This is a genomic window from Gordonia sp. NPDC127522 (assembly GCF_042672305.1).
In the GTDB taxonomy this organism is placed as follows: domain Bacteria; phylum Actinomycetota; class Actinomycetes; order Mycobacteriales; family Mycobacteriaceae; genus Gordonia; species Gordonia hongkongensis.
In genome coordinates this window covers 144,015-159,117 of sequence record NZ_JBHXVK010000001.1, presented here as the reverse complement: position 1 = coordinate 159,117, position 15,103 = coordinate 144,015, and the positions used below count along the sequence as shown (strand labels likewise).

Genomic DNA, 15,103 nt, shown 5'->3' with positions numbered 1-15,103 from the left:
AGCGACTAGGTCGCGAAGGAGTCGACGATCCGTTCCAGGACGGCGGCGACCTGTTCGGTGGCGGCCTCGCGATCGTCGGCGGCGGCGACGTAGAGCGCCGCCTCGTCGAGCGCGCCGATCGCGACGTGGGCCAGCGGGCGCGTGGGCTGCTCGACCGCCTGGCCCGTGGCGATCGCGGCCGCGATCAGGCCTTCGACGAGTGCGAACCCGAATTCTTCTCCGCGAGCACGCCATTCACTCCATCCGAGCACCGACGGCGCCTCGACGAGCGTGATCCGATGCACCTCCGGCTCGGTGCACAGCCGCAGGAACAGACGCATACCCGTCTTCAGCGCGGCGAGCGGGTCCTCGCCGGCGCGCTCCCCCACGGCCGCCGCGATCTGCGCGACGATCGACTGTTCCACGTCGTCGTAGACGGCGACGAACAGCCCTTTCTTGTCGTCGAACTGGTGGTAGAGCGCACCGCGCGTCACGCCGGCCTCGGCGACGATCTCCTGGGTGCCGACGTCGGCGAAGCCGCGTTCGCCGAACAGCTTCCGGCCGGCGCCGATCAACGACGCGCGGGTCGCCGCGGTCCGCTCGGCCTGGGTACGACGGTTGACTTTCATACAGGTTGCACGTAACTTTCGTACTGAGTGTTCGTAAGTTACCGAGTCTACGAGAAGCGGGTCTCGCCATGACGACTGCATTGCCGACCGTCGAACTTCCGTCCGGCGTCGTCGAGTACGCGACCTACGGTCCGGACGACTCGGCGCATCCGCCGGTCGTCTTCGTCCACGGCGCCGTCGTCGACCACCGGCTGTGGGAACCGACGGCACGGTTGCTCGCCGAGCGCGGATTCCGGTGCCATGTGCCCCTCATGCCGCTGGGCTCGCACCGCATCCCGCTCGGCCCCGGAGCCGACCGCTCGCCGCGCGGGATGAGCACGCTCCTACGTGAGTTCGTCGACCGGTTCGACCTGTCGGACGCGACCCTCGTGGCCAACGACTCCGGTGGCGCCATCACCCAATTCGCCCTCGACGACGATCCTGCGTTCGTCAGCCGGCTGGTGTTCACCAACTGCGACGCCTTCGATCTCTTTCCGCCGCAGCCGTTCCGGTTGCACTTCGCGCTGATGAAGCACCGACTTCTGCTGAAACCGCTGGCCGAGGCGATGCGCCTGCGTGCACTGCGCCATTCCGCGCTGGGCGTCGGTCTGCTGTTGAACGATCCCGATCCCGACCTCACCGGCTCGGTCTTCGAACCGCTGCAGCGCGACGTACGCATCCGCAACGACTTCATCGCGTTCCTCCGCGGCATCCGCCCCGCCGAACTGGCGCAGATCACCCCGCGGATGTCGCGCGTCGACCTCCCGGTTCGAATGGTGTGGGGTCGCGACGACCGGTGTTTCACCCCGGCCCACGGACGCCGCCTGGCCGCCGCCTTCCCGGGCGGGGCGCCGTTCGTCGAGGTTCCCGACGCCCGGACCTTCGTCTCACTCGACCAGCCACAGATTCTGGCCGACGAGATCATCGAGCTCACCGTCGGAGAACGCACCGCTCCGTGACCACCCGGAGAACGGCGCAAGTTTTTTTCGCCACGGGCGTCGGATCATCGGGTCCGGCCGCGACGATAGAGGTGTGAGCAGCGACCAACCGGTTTCTTCGGCCCGGGGACCAGAGGGATTGCTGGCGGTCTACGACCAGGCACTGCCGGAGGTGTACGGCTTCGTCGTGCGGCGCTGCACGGATCGTCGTACCGCCGAGGACGTCACCTCGGAGACCTTCCTGGCCGCCATGGACTCCGTCCGACGACGCCGCGACACCGAACCGACCACTCCGTGGCTCATCGGGATCGCCCGGCACAAGCTCGCCGACCACTGGCGACGTGCACAGCGCACGCCGGAACCGGTCGACGACCTGCCCGACCAGGGGGACGACCCGTGGGACACCGAACTCGACCGGATGGTCGCCCATCACACCCTCGGCCAGTTGTCGCCGGTGCACCGTTCGGTGCTGACGCTGCGCTACGTCGACGACCTCCCCGTCGGCGAGTGCGCGGAGATCCTGGGCCGCACGGTCGGCGCGACCGAGGCGCTACTCACCAGGGCCAAGCGGGCGTTTCGCGCCGCGTACCCCGAAACACAACCCCAGCCCAGCGGGAGAGGAGGTCACGCATGAGCACCCGGAACAGCTCGCGCTTCGACGCAGCACGAGATCCGCTGCACGTCCTGAACGCAGCGCGCACGCCGGGCTTCGACGATCCGGTCCGTCCCGACCTGGATTTCGCCGCCGCGCTGCGGGACCGCCTCGAGCGCGGGGCGACCCTACCCGAAGGAGTCGTCATGGCCACCGCAACACAACTCGACGCAACCGAGACCGTCCGGACCGAGGCGCCCGCCCGACCGGAACCGACGGTCGAACGCCCCGGCGCCCTCCCGTATCTCGTCGTCGCCGAACCGCAGGCCGCGATCGACTGGTACGTCGACACGCTCGGCGCCCGGCTGCGCGGCGAGCCGATCGTGATGTCCGACGGCGTGATCGGTCACGCCGAACTCGAACTGGGCGGCGGCGCCGTTTATCTCGCCGCCGAGTTCCCGGACCTCGGACTCCGGGCGCCCGCACCCGGACAGGTCTCGGTCAGCCTGATGGTCGCCGTCGACGACACCGACGACGCGGTCGCGTCGGCCGCCCGCGCGGGAGCCGCGGTGACCCGAGAGCCGTACGAAGCCCACGGCACCCGCACCGCGGTGATCGTCGACCCGTTCGGCCACCGCTGGATGCTGAGTGGACCGTCGAAGACCGTGGGTACCGAGATGGTCCATCAGGGCGACATCGGTTACATGTCCCTGAACACGCCCGACGCCGCCCGCGCCCGACGCTTCTACGCCGACGTCCTGGGCTGGGAGTTCGACGCCGAGGGCCGACGCGTCACCAACGTCGGCCATCGCCTCGGCATCTTCGAGACCGACGGCGCACCGACGATCTTCTGCGCGTACGCCGTCGACGATCTCGAGGCCGCACATGAGCGCATCGTCGCAGCGGGCGGGCGGGGCGAGTTCGGTTCGAGTCCCGACGGTCATCGCCTGGTCGACGCCGTCGACGATCAGGGCGTCCGGTTCGCGGTCTACGCCGCGAACCCCGCCGACGAACGGCCGCAGGCACACCCGCGCGATCCCGGGGCCATGACCTACCTGACGGTGTTGACGCCCGACAGCGGACGCTTCCGCGCGTTCTACGGATCGGTCCTCGGCTGGACGTTCCACGGCGGACGCATCGACGACGGCTGGGAGGTCGACGACTCGCGACCGCAGGTCGGGCTCGCGGGCGGCGCCGAGAGCTCGGTGGCGGTGCCGATGTGGACGACCGACGACGTCGTGGCCACGGTCGAACGTGTCCGGGCCGCGGGCGGCACGGTGCTCGAGGAACCGAACGCGGCCCCTTACGGCATCTCGGCGCGGTGCACCGACGACCAGGGCGCTCAGTTCTACCTCGGTCAGTTGTTCTGAGTCACCCCACGGTCAACCCGACGACGAGCACCGCCACCGCGGCGGTGGTCAGCACGGACCGCACGATGTTCCACGGCCCCCAGACGGCGGTGAACCGCGTCCAGACCCGCACCGCCTCGTCGCCGCGGACAACACCCGCGGCGTCGAGGCGGTCATTGGCCGGGACGTTGACGACCATCGTGATGACGACACCGAGCGCGGTCAGGACCGTCGCGGTCAGGACCCACCATCGGAGCCCGGAACCCCACGAGGCCCAGACGGTCAGCGCGCCGAACACCACGCCGCCGCCGAAGATCACCGCGAAGAGCGGGTTGAGGATGGCGCTGTTCATCCGCTGCATCGCCGCGACCGCGACGTCGGCGCCGGCCCGGGTCAGGCCGGGGATCACGGCATAGCCGAACCCCGCCAGTACGCCGGCACTGAGGCCGGTGGTCACGACCGTCAGGGTCACCAACACATCACGCAACAGGTCCATGGGAACAGTCCAGTGCCCTGCGGGCGCGAAAACCATGACCGGACCGGCGAATTTCCTGCTCCGCCGTCCGGCTCCCGGCTCCGGAGCGGCCACCACCGTCATGGTTGACTCTTACCCATGTCCTCTCGCTCCCGCGTCCGGGCCCTGTCCGCGCGTCTGCCCTTCGGCATCGGGACCGTCGTCTTCGCTCTGTGCGCCGCACTGGTCGTGACCGGCGGCGTGGTGCTGGCGAGCGGCACCGCCCAGACCGACGACGGCGACTACGCCTACGGCGAGCTGCGCGGCTACGAACGCGAACCGGGGACCGCCTGGACGATCGTCGGGCAGGAGGATCTACCGGACCACTCCGGCGAGGTCACCATCGAGATCGCCGACACCTCCGACGAGGGATGGCTCATCACCTACCCCTCCGGGCTGGGGCGCTCGTTCATGATGGTGGACCGGCGATCGGGAAACCTGCTGTGGGACAGCCCCATCAACGCGGGGCAGGGCGACTGCGCGGTCAACGAAGCCGGCCAGGTCGGTTGCGCGGTACAGCTCGGCACCCCACTCGAGGACGGCTTCTACCTCGTCGACGACGGCGGCATCCCTACCCGCACCGCCGAATACCTGGACACCAAATCGGTGGAGGGCCTCGGCAACAACTTCCTGCGCGTCAACCGGGTCGGGCACCAGGTCACCCTGAACACGCCGGCCGGCAACGGCATCTGGGCTCGGACCTTCGCGGCGCCGGTCGTCGGTATCGAGGTCACCGGCGACACCGTGGTCATCAGGACCGCCGACGCGAGCGAGCACCTGGTCAACCCCGCCACCGGTGAGGACCGCATCGGTTGCGATCAGTGCAGCATCAAGCTCTACCCGACCGGGGTGACCGTCGACCACCAGACGCACGGCGAGGAGAAGGTGGTCACCTACGCCACCGTCAACGGCCGGGTGGACGCCGATCCGGTCGCCGAGGCCGACGGTCTGAGCGTGCTGCCCGGGCCGTCGACCCTCCCGGTCCTGAACGCGGCGAACCTGGTCTTCGCCGCCGAGGGGCAGTACGAGGTCCGCGACCCGGCACGTCCGGGGGCGCTGTGGCAGATCCGCGACGGTGAACTGTCCAAGGCGAATGCCATCGCGTGCGGGTCCCTCGTGAACTTCGGTCGCCTGGACGGTTCGCGGACGACCTACGCGCTCGCCGACGGCACGCACATCGGCAGCGGACCGCCGCCGGGACCGCAGCAGCCGATCCTCGCCAACCCGCGGTGCGTCGGGTCCAGCGGCACCACCATGGTCGTCGTCAACCAGGGCGTGCTGACCGGGCTCACCCCGGCGAACACCGCGGCCTGGGAGCGCGGCCTGTCCTCCCCCGGACTCGTGCGGGTCGTCGACGGATACATCGTCGTCAGCGAGGGCAGCACCCTGTCGATGCTCCGCCCGAATTGACCTCGCCGTTCCCCTGAACCCGAGGGTCTCAATCCCTCTTGTGGGCCGTTTCACATGCCGGGCCGAGCTTCCGGCCTCACCTGCACAGACACGAATCGGTGGCGGTGTCCAGACCTGAATTGATCACGACAAGGTAACGCTTTGCTCACGGCCGCGTGTACGGTCGGCTCGGTTCCGCAAGCACGAACCACGAGATGTACACGCGAGGTCGATCAGTTTTGGGTAAGCACTCCAAGCCACGGAAGAAGTCACGCACACCGTTGTGGGCCACCGCCCTGCTGCCGGTGGGCGTTCTGGCCGGCGCGGCGACCGCCGGGGCCGAACTCTCCGGCAACACGCTGGCCCCCACGCCGGTGTCCGCGCCGCAGGTGACGTCCGAGGCCCCGACCACGCCACCGTCCGTGACGCCGGCTGTGAAGGCCCACCCGCTGGCACCCACTCCCCCGCCGCCGCCGGTTCGGCCGGCCAGCGTCACCACCGGTGCGGTCCCGGTGACCAACTACGACGCGTATGAGGCGGCAGCGAAGTCCGTCACGAGCACCCACCCGCGCTGCGGCATCGACTGGAAGGTCATCGCCGGGATCGGCCGGGTCGAGTCCCACCACGCCGACCAGGGCAACGTGAACCCCGACGGCGTGCTGCGCAGCGCGATCTTCGGTCCGCGCCTCGACGGCTCCCTCGCCGGCAACCAGGTCATCGGTGACACCGACGGCGGCGAACTCGACGGCGACCCGGTCTACGACCGCGCGGTCGGCCCGATGCAGTTCCTGCCGTCGACGTGGAAGATGTACGCCGCCGACGGCAACGGTGACGGCAAGTCCGACCCGCAGAACATCTTCGACGCCGCGCTGACCACCGCGAACTACCTGTGCGACGACAACCTCGACCTGCGCGACTCGTCTTCGTTGGTGACCGCCGTCCTGCGGTACAACAACTCGATGGAGTACGTGAACAAGGTCCTCGGTTTCGCCCGCGAATACTGATCCCGCTGCCTCACCAGGACCCTTCGTGACGCGCCCTCCGCAAGCTCCGGGCGCTCCTCAGGGAGCGGTAGGCGACCTCGCGCCACCTACAAATGCAGGGAGCGCCCACCACCGGTTTGAAGTCGGGGAGCACCCACCACCGCTCCCTCAAGTCGAGGAGCGCCCACCACCGCTCCCTGAAGTCGAGGAACGCCCACCACCGCTCCCTGAGGTGCGAGGAGCGCAAGCGACGAGCCACGAAGGGTCCGGCGACTGGGCTTGCGAGACCCTTCGTGACGCTCGCAAGCTCGCTCCTCAGGGAGCGAGGTGAGGCGCTCGCAAGCTCGCTCCTCAGGGGCGCTCGTCGACTCGCGCGTCGTTCCTAGCCCTGCGTCAGAAACGCTTGCAGCGCAGCCGAATACATAGGAACGTCGTCGGCACCCATGAGCTCACGCGCGGAGTGCATCGCTAGCTGAGGCGCACCGACGTCGATCGTGGTGAGACCCGTGCGCGATGCAGTGATCGGCCCGATCGTCGACCCGCACGGCAGATCCGCGCGATGGACATATCGCTGCATGGGGACGCCCGCGGCGTCGCATGCGAGCGCGAAGACGGCCTCTCCCACCGCATCCGACGCATAGCGCAGGTTCTGGTTCACCTTCAGCACCGGTCCGCCGCCGATCGAGATGCGGTGACCGGGTTCGTGCCGCTCGGGATAGTTCGGGTGGGTCGCGTGGGCCATGTCGCCGGACAGGCAGATGCTCGCGGCCATCGTCTGGAGGAAGTCCGCGCGTGATCCGCCGCGCGCGAGCACGATTCGTTCGCAGATCGACCCCAGGAAGTCCGAGGCGGCACCACGCTCGGAACCGCTGCCGACTTCCTCGTGGTCGAACAGCACCAGCATCTTCGTGTGCGCCGACGAGCCGGCGTCGAGCAGCGCGCGCAGACCCGTGTAGCAGGTGCCCTGGTTGTCCAATCGCGGTGCGCTGAGCAGGTTTCCGTCGGCGCCGATGATCGCCGACGGCGCGACGTCGTGGGTCATGAGTTCCCAGCCGAGGAGCGCGTCCGGGTCGATGCCCGCGTACTCCGACACCCAGCCGAGGACGTCGGGGACGTCGTCGCCGATCCCCCACACCGCGTTGACATGCCGCTGCGGATCGAGCGTCACGCCCTTCCGGTCCTCGGACAGGTGGATGGCGAGTTGGGGTACCCGCACCACCGGTTCGGTCACATGAACCAGCGTGTGCGCCACCGAGTTCCCCGATCGGTACGCGAGGCGGCCGGAGAGGCCGAGATCGCGGTCGAGCCAGGAATTGAGCCAGGCGCCGCCGTAGGGTTCGAGCGCGACCATCGCGACCCCGGCCGACGAGCGGTCGGGATGCTGCTTGAGCCGCAGGTTCGGGCTGTCGGTGTGTCCGCCGACGATGCGGAAGGCGCCGGTCTGCCCGGTCTCCCAGGCGATGATCGAGCCGCCACGGATGACGTAGTGCCGCGCCGACGGGGCGTCGAGGCCGGCGTCCGCCCACGGCTGATCCTCGAACAGCCTTGTGTACCCGGCACTTTCGAGTTCGCGGGCCACCGTCGCGCAGACGTGGAACGGCGACGGCGAGGCGTCGACGAACTCGCCGAGGCCGCGTGCGGTCGCGCTGGTCGGAATCCTGGCGGACGCACTCATCGACGAACGCGCATTCACGCCGAGGCGAGGACCGAGTCGATCGCCGAGTAGAACAGTCCGAGGCCGTCGTCGCTGGGACCGGTGAGCGGCTCCGTGGCGTGCTCGGGATGCGGCATCAGGCCGACGATCCGCCCGTTCGGACTCGAGATACCGGCGATGTCGAGGGACGAGCCGTTCGGGTTCCGCTCGGGGAACCGGAACACGACGAGCCCCTCACCCTCCAGCTCCTCGAGCTTGCGCTGCGAGGCCACGTAACGTCCTTCGCCGGACTTGAGCGGGATGAGGATCTCCGCACCCTGCTCGAAGCGGGTCGTCCAGGCCGTGGTGTTCGACTCGACGCGCAGCCACTCGTCGCGGCAGATGAAGTGCAGGCCCTCGTTGCGGGTCAGCGCGCCCGGCAGCAGCCCGGCCTCACAGAGCACCTGGAAACCGTTGCAGATACCCAGGATCGGCATCCCCTTGCCGGCTGCCTCGACGACGGATCCCATCACCGGAGCGAAGCGGGCGATGGCCCCCGCGCGCAGGTAATCGCCGTAGGAGAATCCGCCGGGGACGATGATCGCGTCGACGCCCTTCAGGTCGGCGTCGCCGTGCCACAGCGCGACCGGCTCGGCGCCGGCCAGCCGGACCGCGCGGGCGGCGTCGACGTCGTCGAGGGTGCCGGGGAAGGTGATGACCCCGATGCGTGCTGTCATGTGCTGCTCTCTACTCCGCGACGCGCGAGACGTTGAAGTTCTCGATGACGGTGTTGGTCAGCAATTCCTCGGCGATGCGCTCCAGCGTCGTGTCGTCGACCGTGTCGTCGACCTCGAGCTCGAAGCGCTTGCCCTGACGGACGTCGCCGATCCCGCTGAACCCGAGCCGGCCCAGGGCGCCGACGATGGCCTGCCCCTGCGGGTCGAGAATCTCGGCTTTGGGCATCACGTCGACCACCACTCGCGCCATGGACCGCTCCTCAATGTCTGCTGGTCGGTTGTCGCCTGACCGGTGTTCTCCCGATCAGTTCACGCCGGTCAGCTTACCGGGTGCACCAAATCGGCTCAGAGCACGGATTCGATGGCGGCGACGACCGTCGGATCGGTCGGCTCGGTGCGCGGACGGAAGCGGTTGACCACCTCACCGTCGGCGTTGACGAGGAACTTCTCGAAGTTCCACTGGATGTCGCCGGCCTCCCCGTCGGCGTCGGCGTGCTGGGTGAGTTCGGCGTAGAGCGGGTGACGCGCCTCGCCGTTGACGTCGGTCTTCTCCAGCAGCGGGAAGGTCACCCCGTAGGTCGCCGAGCAGAAGGTCGCGATCTCCTCGGCGGTACCCGGCTCCTGCCCCATGAACTGGTTGCAGGGCACTCCGACGACGGTGAGTCCCTTGTCTCCGTACGTCTTGGCGAGTTCCTCCAGGCCGGCGTACTGCGGCGTGAGGCCGCACTTGCTGGCGACGTTCACCACGAGCAGCGGTCCGCCGAAGTCCTTCAGCGAGACGTCGGAGCCGTCCAGAGCGGTAACGGGGATGTCCTTGATGTTGGCCATGGCTGCCAGATTAGACGGCGCCCGCGCCGCCTTCGGGAGACCCGGGTCACAGGTGCCGCCACGGTATGCGCAAGGTCACCGTTAATTGCGTTTCGGCAATAGTTGCATTCGGGTTAGCATCTTTCGGTGTCCGGAGAATGCAGGTCGAACAGCGGCGCCGACGAGTCGGTGAACGCTGCGTCGTCGGCGCTCAACGCCTTCCTCGAGCGGCTCATCGATCTGAGCCGGCCCGAGGCACTGGAGAGTCTGGCGGCAAGCGAGGTCACGTTCTCGCAGCTCCGGATCCTCTCCACGCTTGCATGTCAACCCGGGCCGATGCCGGTCAACGCGATCGCCGATCACGTTCAGCTGTCCCTCGCGGCCGCCGGCCGGACGGTGGACAAGCTGGTGACCGGAGGTCTCGTCGACCGTCGAGAGGACCCGTCCGACCGTCGGGTCAAGCGCATCTCCCTCACCGACGCGGGCCGGCGCTACCTCGAGACCCATCTGGCCGTGAAGCGCGGGACCATCCGGCACTTCGTCGCCAACCTGCCCGCAGACATGCGCGACAACCTCTGCGCGGCACTGCGTCCCATCGTCGACGACGGCGTCGACCATTTCTGTCTGCCCACCGACGGACGGCAGGCCTCGTGACTCCCTCTCCTAGCTCGTCGCTCCCTGATCTCTGACCACCGACCCTCACGGGGTCGGGCCCACAGACTTCTCTGCCGCGGATGGCCGCGGCACGCTCATTTCTCGCCCGACCGATAGGAACACGCGAATGACCTCATCCACAGGTGGCCATCTGCACGACGGCCCACCCGACACCAAGCTGGACCGTCACGTCCTGCTGGTCGCCGGCGTGGTCGTGCTCGGCGCGATCATGTCGATCCTCGACGTCACCGTGGTGGCCGTCGCCCAGAACACCTTCCAGCAGGAGTTCGGCACCGACGCCGCGGGCGCCGCCTGGACCGCGACCGGTTACACCCTGGCGCTGGCGGCGGTGATCCCGTTGTCGAGTTGGGCGGCTTCGCGTTTCGGCACCAAGCGCGTCTACCTCGTCTCGCTGGTCCTGTTCACGGTGGGTTCGGTGATGTGCGCGCTGGCGCCGAACATCGGCATGCTCGTGGCCTTCCGCGTCATCCAGGGACTCGGCGGCGGCATGCTGATGCCGATCGGCATGATGATGCTGACCAAGGCGGCCGGTCCCGAGCGGGTCGGTTCGGTCATGGCCGTTCTCGGTATCCCGATGCTTCTGGGTCCGATCTCGGGCCCGATCCTCGGCGGCGTCCTCATCGAGCAGCTGAGCTGGCACTGGATCTTCCTCATCAACGTCCCGATCGGCATCATCGCCCTGGTCTACTCATGGATCGTCCTGCGCGATGACGCGGAGACCAGCCGCCCCTCGATCGACGTCGTCGGTCTGTTGCTCCTGTCGCCGGGTCTCGCGTTGTTCCTGTTCGGTATCTCCTCGAGCGCCGAGCACCGCACGTTCGTCACCGCATCGGTTCTGGTGCCGACCATCATCGGTGCCATCCTGATCGTCGCTTTCATCGTGCACGCCCTGCGCAAGAAGAACCCGCTGCTCGACCTGCGGCTCTTCGCGAACCGCACACTGAGCATCTCCGTCATCACGATGGTGCTGTTCATGGTCGCGTTCTTCGGTGCGGCGCTGCTGTTCCCGCAGTACTTCATCGGCGTGCGCGGCGAGTCCACGTTGACCGCCGGTCTGCTGCTGGCCCCGCAGGGCATCGGCGCCATGCTCACCATGCCGATCGCCGGCCGTCTCACCGACAAGATGGGTCCGGGCAAGTTCGTGCTCGGCGGCATCGTCCTGATCGTGCTGGGCCTGAGTACGTTCATGTTCCTCGGCGCCGAAACCTCGTACTGGCTGATCTGCGGTTCGCTGTTCGTGCAGGGTCTCGGCATGGGCATGACGATGATGCCGATCATGTCCGCGGCTCTCGCGACCCTCAGCAACCCGCAGGTCCCGGACGGTTCGACGCTGCTGAACGTGATCCAGCAGTCGGCCACGTCGATCGGTACGGCCGTCATCTCGGTGATCCTGGCCAGCAGCCTGGCGAGCCGGCCCGAGGCGGGACTGGCGATCATGGCGAACACCTCCGACGATCCGCTGCCGCCGGGCGTGCCGAACCCGTTGCCGGAGTCGTTCTTCGAGACGGCCGCGGACGTGTTCTCGAGTACGTTCACCATCTCGGTGGTCCTGATCGTCCTCACCCTGATCCCCGCGTTCTTCCTGCCCCGCAAGAAGATCGCGTCGCCCCTCACCGAAGAGGACATGGACCGCGGTCCGATCATGATGCACTGATCATCTCCTGCTGATCGCAAACCAAAGCCCCACCGATTTCCGGGTCGGTGGGGCTTTGTGGATTCGACAAGCTCAACCAGCGGAAGGTGAGCTCAACCAGCGGAAGGTGACCTCGACCAGCGGAAGGTGACCTCGACCAGCGGAAGGTGACCTCGACCAGCGGAAGGTGAGCTCAACCAGCGGGGGTATCGAGCGCGCCCGACTGCTGCAGGATCCACGCGATCTCGAAGGCGACCTCTTCCCACTGCTTGTAGCGTCCGCTGACGCCACCGTGGCCGGCGGACATCTCGGTCTTGAGCAGTACCGGATTGTCCGAGGTGGTCTTCTCCTGCAGTCTCGCAACCCATTTCGCCGCCTCGGTGAACAGCACCCGGGTGTCGTTGAGCGAGGTCAGGGCGAGGATCGGCGGATACGGCTTCGCGTCCACGTTCTCGTACGGCGTGTAGGTCTTCATGTACTCGTAGACCTTCTGGTCGTGCAGCGGGTCACCCCACTCGTCCCACTCGATCACCGTGAGAGGCAACGACGGATCGAGGATCGAGTTCAGCGCGTCGACGAACGGCACCGACGCGAGAATCCCGTTGAACAACTCGGGCGCGAGGTTCGCGACCGCACCCATCAGCAATCCGCCCGCGGACCCGCCCTCGGCGACCATCTGCTGCGGTGTCGTCCACCCGGTGTCGACGAGATACCGTCCTGCGGCGACGAAGTCGGTGAAGGTGTTCCGCTTGCTGAGTTCCTTGCCGTTCTCGTACCAGTAGCGCCCCATCTCCCCACCGCCGCGGATGTGGGCCAGGACGAACACCATGCCGCGATCGAGCATCGAGAGTCGCGCCACCGAGAAGTACGGGTCGATACTCGCCTCGTAGGAGCCGTAGCCGTAGAGGAGCAGGGGCGCCGGCTTGGCGGCGTCGGTTTCCTTGCGCCGCACCACCGACAGCGGGATACGGGTGCCGTCCTCGGCGACGGCCCACTCCCGCGACTGCACGTAGTCGGCCGGATCGTAACCGCCGAGCACGGGCTGACGCTTAAGCAGGGTCCGCTCGCCGGAGGCGACGTCGAGCTCGAACAGTTCCGCCGGTTCGATGAAACTGCCGTATCCGATCCGGAGCCTCGGGGCACTCCATTCCGGGTTGGCGCCGAGGCCCGCGGAGCTGAGCTCCTGGTCGAAGGTCACCTCGCGGAAATCCGATTCGACCGGGACGCCGTCGATCTGCCGCAGATCGGCGATGGCGAGACGCGGCAACGCATCTCGGCGGTAGGACAGCACCAGGTAGTCGGCGAAGGCGTCCAGGTCCTCGATCCGGCGCTGGGGGTCGTGCGCGATCAGCGGGCGACGGTCCGACGGGTCGGCGACCGGCGCGAGGTCGATGGCGAAGTTCTCCGCCTTCTGCCCGTCGCGGACGTCGTTGTGCACGATGACCAGATAGTCCTCGCCGCCGATGACGGCGTGCTCGACGCTGTACTCGACCCCGTCGACCCGCGGTGCGACGCTGCGGAATTCACCCGTCGGGTCGTCGGCGGCGAGCAGGTAGCTCTCCGAGGTGATCTTGGACCCGACGCCGATGACGAGGTACTTGTCGCTCCGGGTGGTGCCCATCCCGACCCAGAACCGCTCGTCGGGCTCGTGGAAGACCTTGACGTCGGCCGTCCCGGCACCGATGTCGTGTCGCCACACCGTGTCCGGGCGCCAGGCGGCGTCGACCGTCGAGTAGAAGACGTGCCGGGCGTCCGCCGACCACACCGCACCCCCCGAGGTGTCGCGAACCTCGTCGGGGAGGAGTTCCCCGGTGCGAAGGTCCTTGACGCGCAGGGTGTATCGCTCGTCCCCGACGATGTCGATGCTGTAGGCGAGCCAGTTGCCGTCGTCGCTGACGGTCAGCGCCCCGAGACTGAAGAAATCGTGACCCTCCGCCTCGACGTTGGCGTCGAGCAGGATCTCCTCGCCGGGTAGCGGGTCGTCGCCCACCTCCGGCGGGGTCCAGTCGTCCTCGGACCGAATCGGGCACCGGCACGACGTCGAGTACTGCTTGCCCTCATGGGTTCGCCCGTAGTACCAGTACCGCCCGCGCCGGTTGGGCACCGACATGTCCGTTTCCTTGGTGCGGCTCTTGATCTCACCGAAGATCTGCGTGCGCAGGTCCGCCAGCTGCGCGGTGTGCGATTCGGTGAAGGCGTTCTGCGCCTCCAGGTAGGCGATGACCTCCGGATCGTGCTTGTCGCGCAACCATTCGTAGTCGTCGACGAAGGTGTCACCGTGGTGGGTGCGTTCGGTGGGCACCTTCTTGGCCACCGGCGCGGTGACCGGCGCGGCGTTCATGATGGTCTTCTCGTCGGTCATCAGATCACCTCTGCATCGGGCCAGTCCGCGAAGGACTTTCGCGAGATCCATTCGTAGGCATCGATATAGCGCTGCCTCGTGCGGTCGACGACGTCGTCGGGCAACGGCGGCGGCGCTTCATCGGACGCTCGGTCCCACCCGGATTCGGCACCGGTGAGCCAGTTCCGGACGATCTGCTTGTCGAAGCTCGGCTGCACCTTGCCGGCCTCGTAGGTGGCGGCCTCCCAGTACCGCGACGAGTCGGGGGTGAGCACCTCGTCGGCCAGGACGAGTTCACCGTCGGCCCCGCGGCCGAACTCGAATTTGGTGTCGGCGAGGATGATTCCGCGCTCGGCGGCGACCGCGGCGCCGCGCGCGTAGATGTCGAGGGTGGCCGACCGTAGCGCTTGCGCCAACTCCTCCCCCTCCTGCTCGACGACCCGCTCGAAACTGATGTTCTCGTCGTGCTCACCCTGCTCGGCCTTGGTGGCCGGCGTGAAGATCGGTTCGGGGAGCTTGCTCGCCTCCGCCAGTCCCGCCGGCAGTTCGACACCGCACACCGACCCGGTCGCCTGGTAGTCGAGCAGGCCCGACCCGGTCAGGTAGCCGCGGGCGACGCATTCGACCTGCACCATCGGCAGTCGACGGACCACCATCGACCGGCCCACCACATGCGCCGGGATCCGTTCGTCGGTGGGGCCGCCGGCCAAATGGTTGGGCACGCCGAGCTCGTCGAACCAGTAGAAGCTCATCGCGGTCAGGATGCGTCCCTTGTCGGGGATCGCGGGACTGAGGATGTGGTCGTAGGCCGAGATCCGGTCGGACGCCACCAGCAGCAGGGTGTCGGCGTCGATCTCGTAGATCTCGCGGACCTTCCCCGACGCCAGATGACGGTAGGACTGCAGTTCAGGACGCATGGACTCGA

15 protein-coding genes are annotated in these 15,103 nt (G+C 68.0%); 7 read left to right on the top strand and 8 right to left on the bottom strand.

The features are described from left to right. Positions 1-5: 5 nt before the first annotated feature. Complete coding sequence (locus ACFVHY_RS00785; protein ID WP_288816270.1) at positions 6-608, bottom strand: TetR/AcrR family transcriptional regulator; 603 nt, start codon at positions 606-608, stop codon at positions 6-8. Positions 609-676: 68 nt separating this feature from the next. Here ACFVHY_RS00785 and ACFVHY_RS00780 point away from each other — a divergent pair, with 68 nt between their 5' ends. The 3 genes from ACFVHY_RS00780 to ACFVHY_RS00770 all read left to right on the top strand — a co-directional run bounded on the left by ACFVHY_RS00780 (position 677) and on the right by ACFVHY_RS00770 (position 3,487). Further along, the gene (locus tag ACFVHY_RS00780; protein WP_390267075.1) at positions 677-1,546 is read left to right on the top strand and encodes an alpha/beta fold hydrolase; all 870 of its coding nucleotides are present in this window, start codon (positions 677-679) and stop codon (positions 1,544-1,546) included. Positions 1,547-1,664: 118 nt separating this feature from the next. After that, a complete protein-coding gene (locus tag ACFVHY_RS00775) occupies positions 1,665-2,159 on the top strand; it encodes an RNA polymerase sigma factor (protein WP_390268756.1) in 495 nt (164 codons plus the stop codon). Beyond that, on the top strand, positions 2,156-3,487 hold the full coding sequence (locus ACFVHY_RS00770; protein ID WP_390267072.1) for a VOC family protein: 1,332 nt from the start codon (positions 2,156-2,158) through the stop codon (positions 3,485-3,487). Before ACFVHY_RS00775 ends, ACFVHY_RS00770 begins: the two co-directional genes overlap by 4 nt. A 1-nt stretch (position 3,488) precedes the next feature. Here the strand turns inward: ACFVHY_RS00770 and ACFVHY_RS00765 are convergent, their stop codons facing one another. Next, complete coding sequence (locus ACFVHY_RS00765; RefSeq protein ID WP_390267069.1) at positions 3,489-3,962, bottom strand: DUF1772 domain-containing protein; 474 nt, start codon at positions 3,960-3,962, stop codon at positions 3,489-3,491. 117 nt (positions 3,963-4,079) lie between these two features. Here ACFVHY_RS00765 and ACFVHY_RS00760 point away from each other — a divergent pair, with 117 nt between their 5' ends. Together ACFVHY_RS00760 and ACFVHY_RS00755 are read left to right on the top strand one after the other, a co-directional pair. Continuing rightward, complete coding sequence (locus tag ACFVHY_RS00760) at positions 4,080-5,390, top strand: hypothetical protein (protein WP_390267066.1); 1,311 nt, start codon at positions 4,080-4,082, stop codon at positions 5,388-5,390. A gap of 218 nt (positions 5,391-5,608) precedes the next feature. Further along, on the top strand, positions 5,609-6,373 hold the full coding sequence (locus tag ACFVHY_RS00755) for a lytic transglycosylase domain-containing protein (protein ID WP_065629105.1): 765 nt from the start codon (positions 5,609-5,611) through the stop codon (positions 6,371-6,373). Between the two features lie 361 nt (positions 6,374-6,734). Here ACFVHY_RS00755 and ACFVHY_RS00750 read toward each other — a convergent pair whose 3' ends face one another. The 4 genes from ACFVHY_RS00750 to ACFVHY_RS00735 all read right to left on the bottom strand — a co-directional run bounded on the left by ACFVHY_RS00750 (position 6,735) and on the right by ACFVHY_RS00735 (position 9,550). Beyond that, positions 6,735-8,027 (bottom strand): M18 family aminopeptidase, encoded by a 1,293-nt coding sequence (locus ACFVHY_RS00750; RefSeq protein ID WP_247451305.1) that lies wholly within the window; start codon positions 8,025-8,027, stop codon positions 6,735-6,737. A gap of 14 nt (positions 8,028-8,041) precedes the next feature. After that, positions 8,042-8,722 carry a phosphoribosylformylglycinamidine synthase subunit PurQ gene (purQ, locus tag ACFVHY_RS00745; protein WP_058251220.1) on the bottom strand — a complete coding sequence of 227 codons (681 nt, stop codon included), beginning with the start codon at positions 8,720-8,722 and terminating at the stop codon, positions 8,042-8,044. 10 nt (positions 8,723-8,732) lie between these two features. Further along, complete coding sequence (gene purS, locus ACFVHY_RS00740; protein WP_010844201.1) at positions 8,733-8,972, bottom strand: phosphoribosylformylglycinamidine synthase subunit PurS; 240 nt, start codon at positions 8,970-8,972, stop codon at positions 8,733-8,735. Positions 8,973-9,067: 95 nt separating this feature from the next. After that, on the bottom strand, positions 9,068-9,550 hold the full coding sequence (locus ACFVHY_RS00735) for a glutathione peroxidase (RefSeq protein ID WP_137810230.1): 483 nt from the start codon (positions 9,548-9,550) through the stop codon (positions 9,068-9,070). Between the two features lie 126 nt (positions 9,551-9,676). On the opposite strand from ACFVHY_RS00735, the gene ACFVHY_RS00730 reads away from it, so the two are divergent. Together ACFVHY_RS00730 and ACFVHY_RS00725 are read left to right on the top strand one after the other, a co-directional pair. Next, the gene (locus ACFVHY_RS00730; protein ID WP_058251222.1) at positions 9,677-10,183 is read left to right on the top strand and encodes a MarR family winged helix-turn-helix transcriptional regulator; all 507 of its coding nucleotides are present in this window, start codon (positions 9,677-9,679) and stop codon (positions 10,181-10,183) included. Between the two features lie 127 nt (positions 10,184-10,310). Next, positions 10,311-11,858: a DHA2 family efflux MFS transporter permease subunit gene (locus ACFVHY_RS00725; RefSeq protein ID WP_374613332.1), complete on the top strand. Its 1,548-nt coding sequence runs from the start codon at positions 10,311-10,313 to the stop codon at positions 11,856-11,858. A 172-nt stretch (positions 11,859-12,030) separates the two neighbouring features. On the opposite strand, the gene ACFVHY_RS00720 is transcribed toward ACFVHY_RS00725, so the two are convergent. Both ACFVHY_RS00720 and ACFVHY_RS00715 read right to left on the bottom strand, forming a co-directional pair. After that, positions 12,031-14,199, bottom strand: coding sequence for a S9 family peptidase (locus ACFVHY_RS00720; RefSeq protein WP_390267059.1), 2,169 nt, complete (start codon positions 14,197-14,199; stop codon positions 12,031-12,033). Further along, complete coding sequence (locus ACFVHY_RS00715; protein ID WP_390267056.1) at positions 14,199-15,095, bottom strand: phosphoribosylaminoimidazolesuccinocarboxamide synthase; 897 nt, start codon at positions 15,093-15,095, stop codon at positions 14,199-14,201. Before ACFVHY_RS00715 ends, ACFVHY_RS00720 begins: the two co-directional genes overlap by 1 nt. Between the last annotated feature and the right edge of the window lie 8 nt (positions 15,096-15,103).

Coding starts and splice junctions, on each gene's coding strand:
- ACFVHY_RS00785 (WP_288816270.1), bottom strand. CDS start 608: ATGAAAGTCAACCGTCGTACCCAGGCCGAGCGGACCGCGGCGACCCGC.
- ACFVHY_RS00780 (WP_390267075.1), top strand. CDS start 677: ATGACGACTGCATTGCCGACCGTCGAACTTCCGTCCGGCGTCGTCGAG.
- ACFVHY_RS00770 (WP_390267072.1), top strand. CDS start 2,156: ATGAGCACCCGGAACAGCTCGCGCTTCGACGCAGCACGAGATCCGCTG.
- ACFVHY_RS00765 (WP_390267069.1), bottom strand. CDS start 3,962: ATGGACCTGTTGCGTGATGTGTTGGTGACCCTGACGGTCGTGACCACC.
- ACFVHY_RS00760 (WP_390267066.1), top strand. CDS start 4,080: ATGTCCTCTCGCTCCCGCGTCCGGGCCCTGTCCGCGCGTCTGCCCTTC.
- ACFVHY_RS00750 (WP_247451305.1), bottom strand. CDS start 8,027: ATGAGTGCGTCCGCCAGGATTCCGACCAGCGCGACCGCACGCGGCCTC.
- purQ (WP_058251220.1), bottom strand. CDS start 8,722: ATGACAGCACGCATCGGGGTCATCACCTTCCCCGGCACCCTCGACGAC.
- purS (WP_010844201.1), bottom strand. CDS start 8,972: ATGGCGCGAGTGGTGGTCGACGTGATGCCCAAAGCCGAGATTCTCGAC.
- ACFVHY_RS00735 (WP_137810230.1), bottom strand. CDS start 9,550: ATGGCCAACATCAAGGACATCCCCGTTACCGCTCTGGACGGCTCCGAC.
- ACFVHY_RS00725 (WP_374613332.1), top strand. CDS start 10,311: ATGACCTCATCCACAGGTGGCCATCTGCACGACGGCCCACCCGACACC.
- ACFVHY_RS00720 (WP_390267059.1), bottom strand. CDS start 14,199: ATGACCGACGAGAAGACCATCATGAACGCCGCGCCGGTCACCGCGCCG.
- ACFVHY_RS00715 (WP_390267056.1), bottom strand. CDS start 15,095: ATGCGTCCTGAACTGCAGTCCTACCGTCATCTGGCGTCGGGGAAGGTC.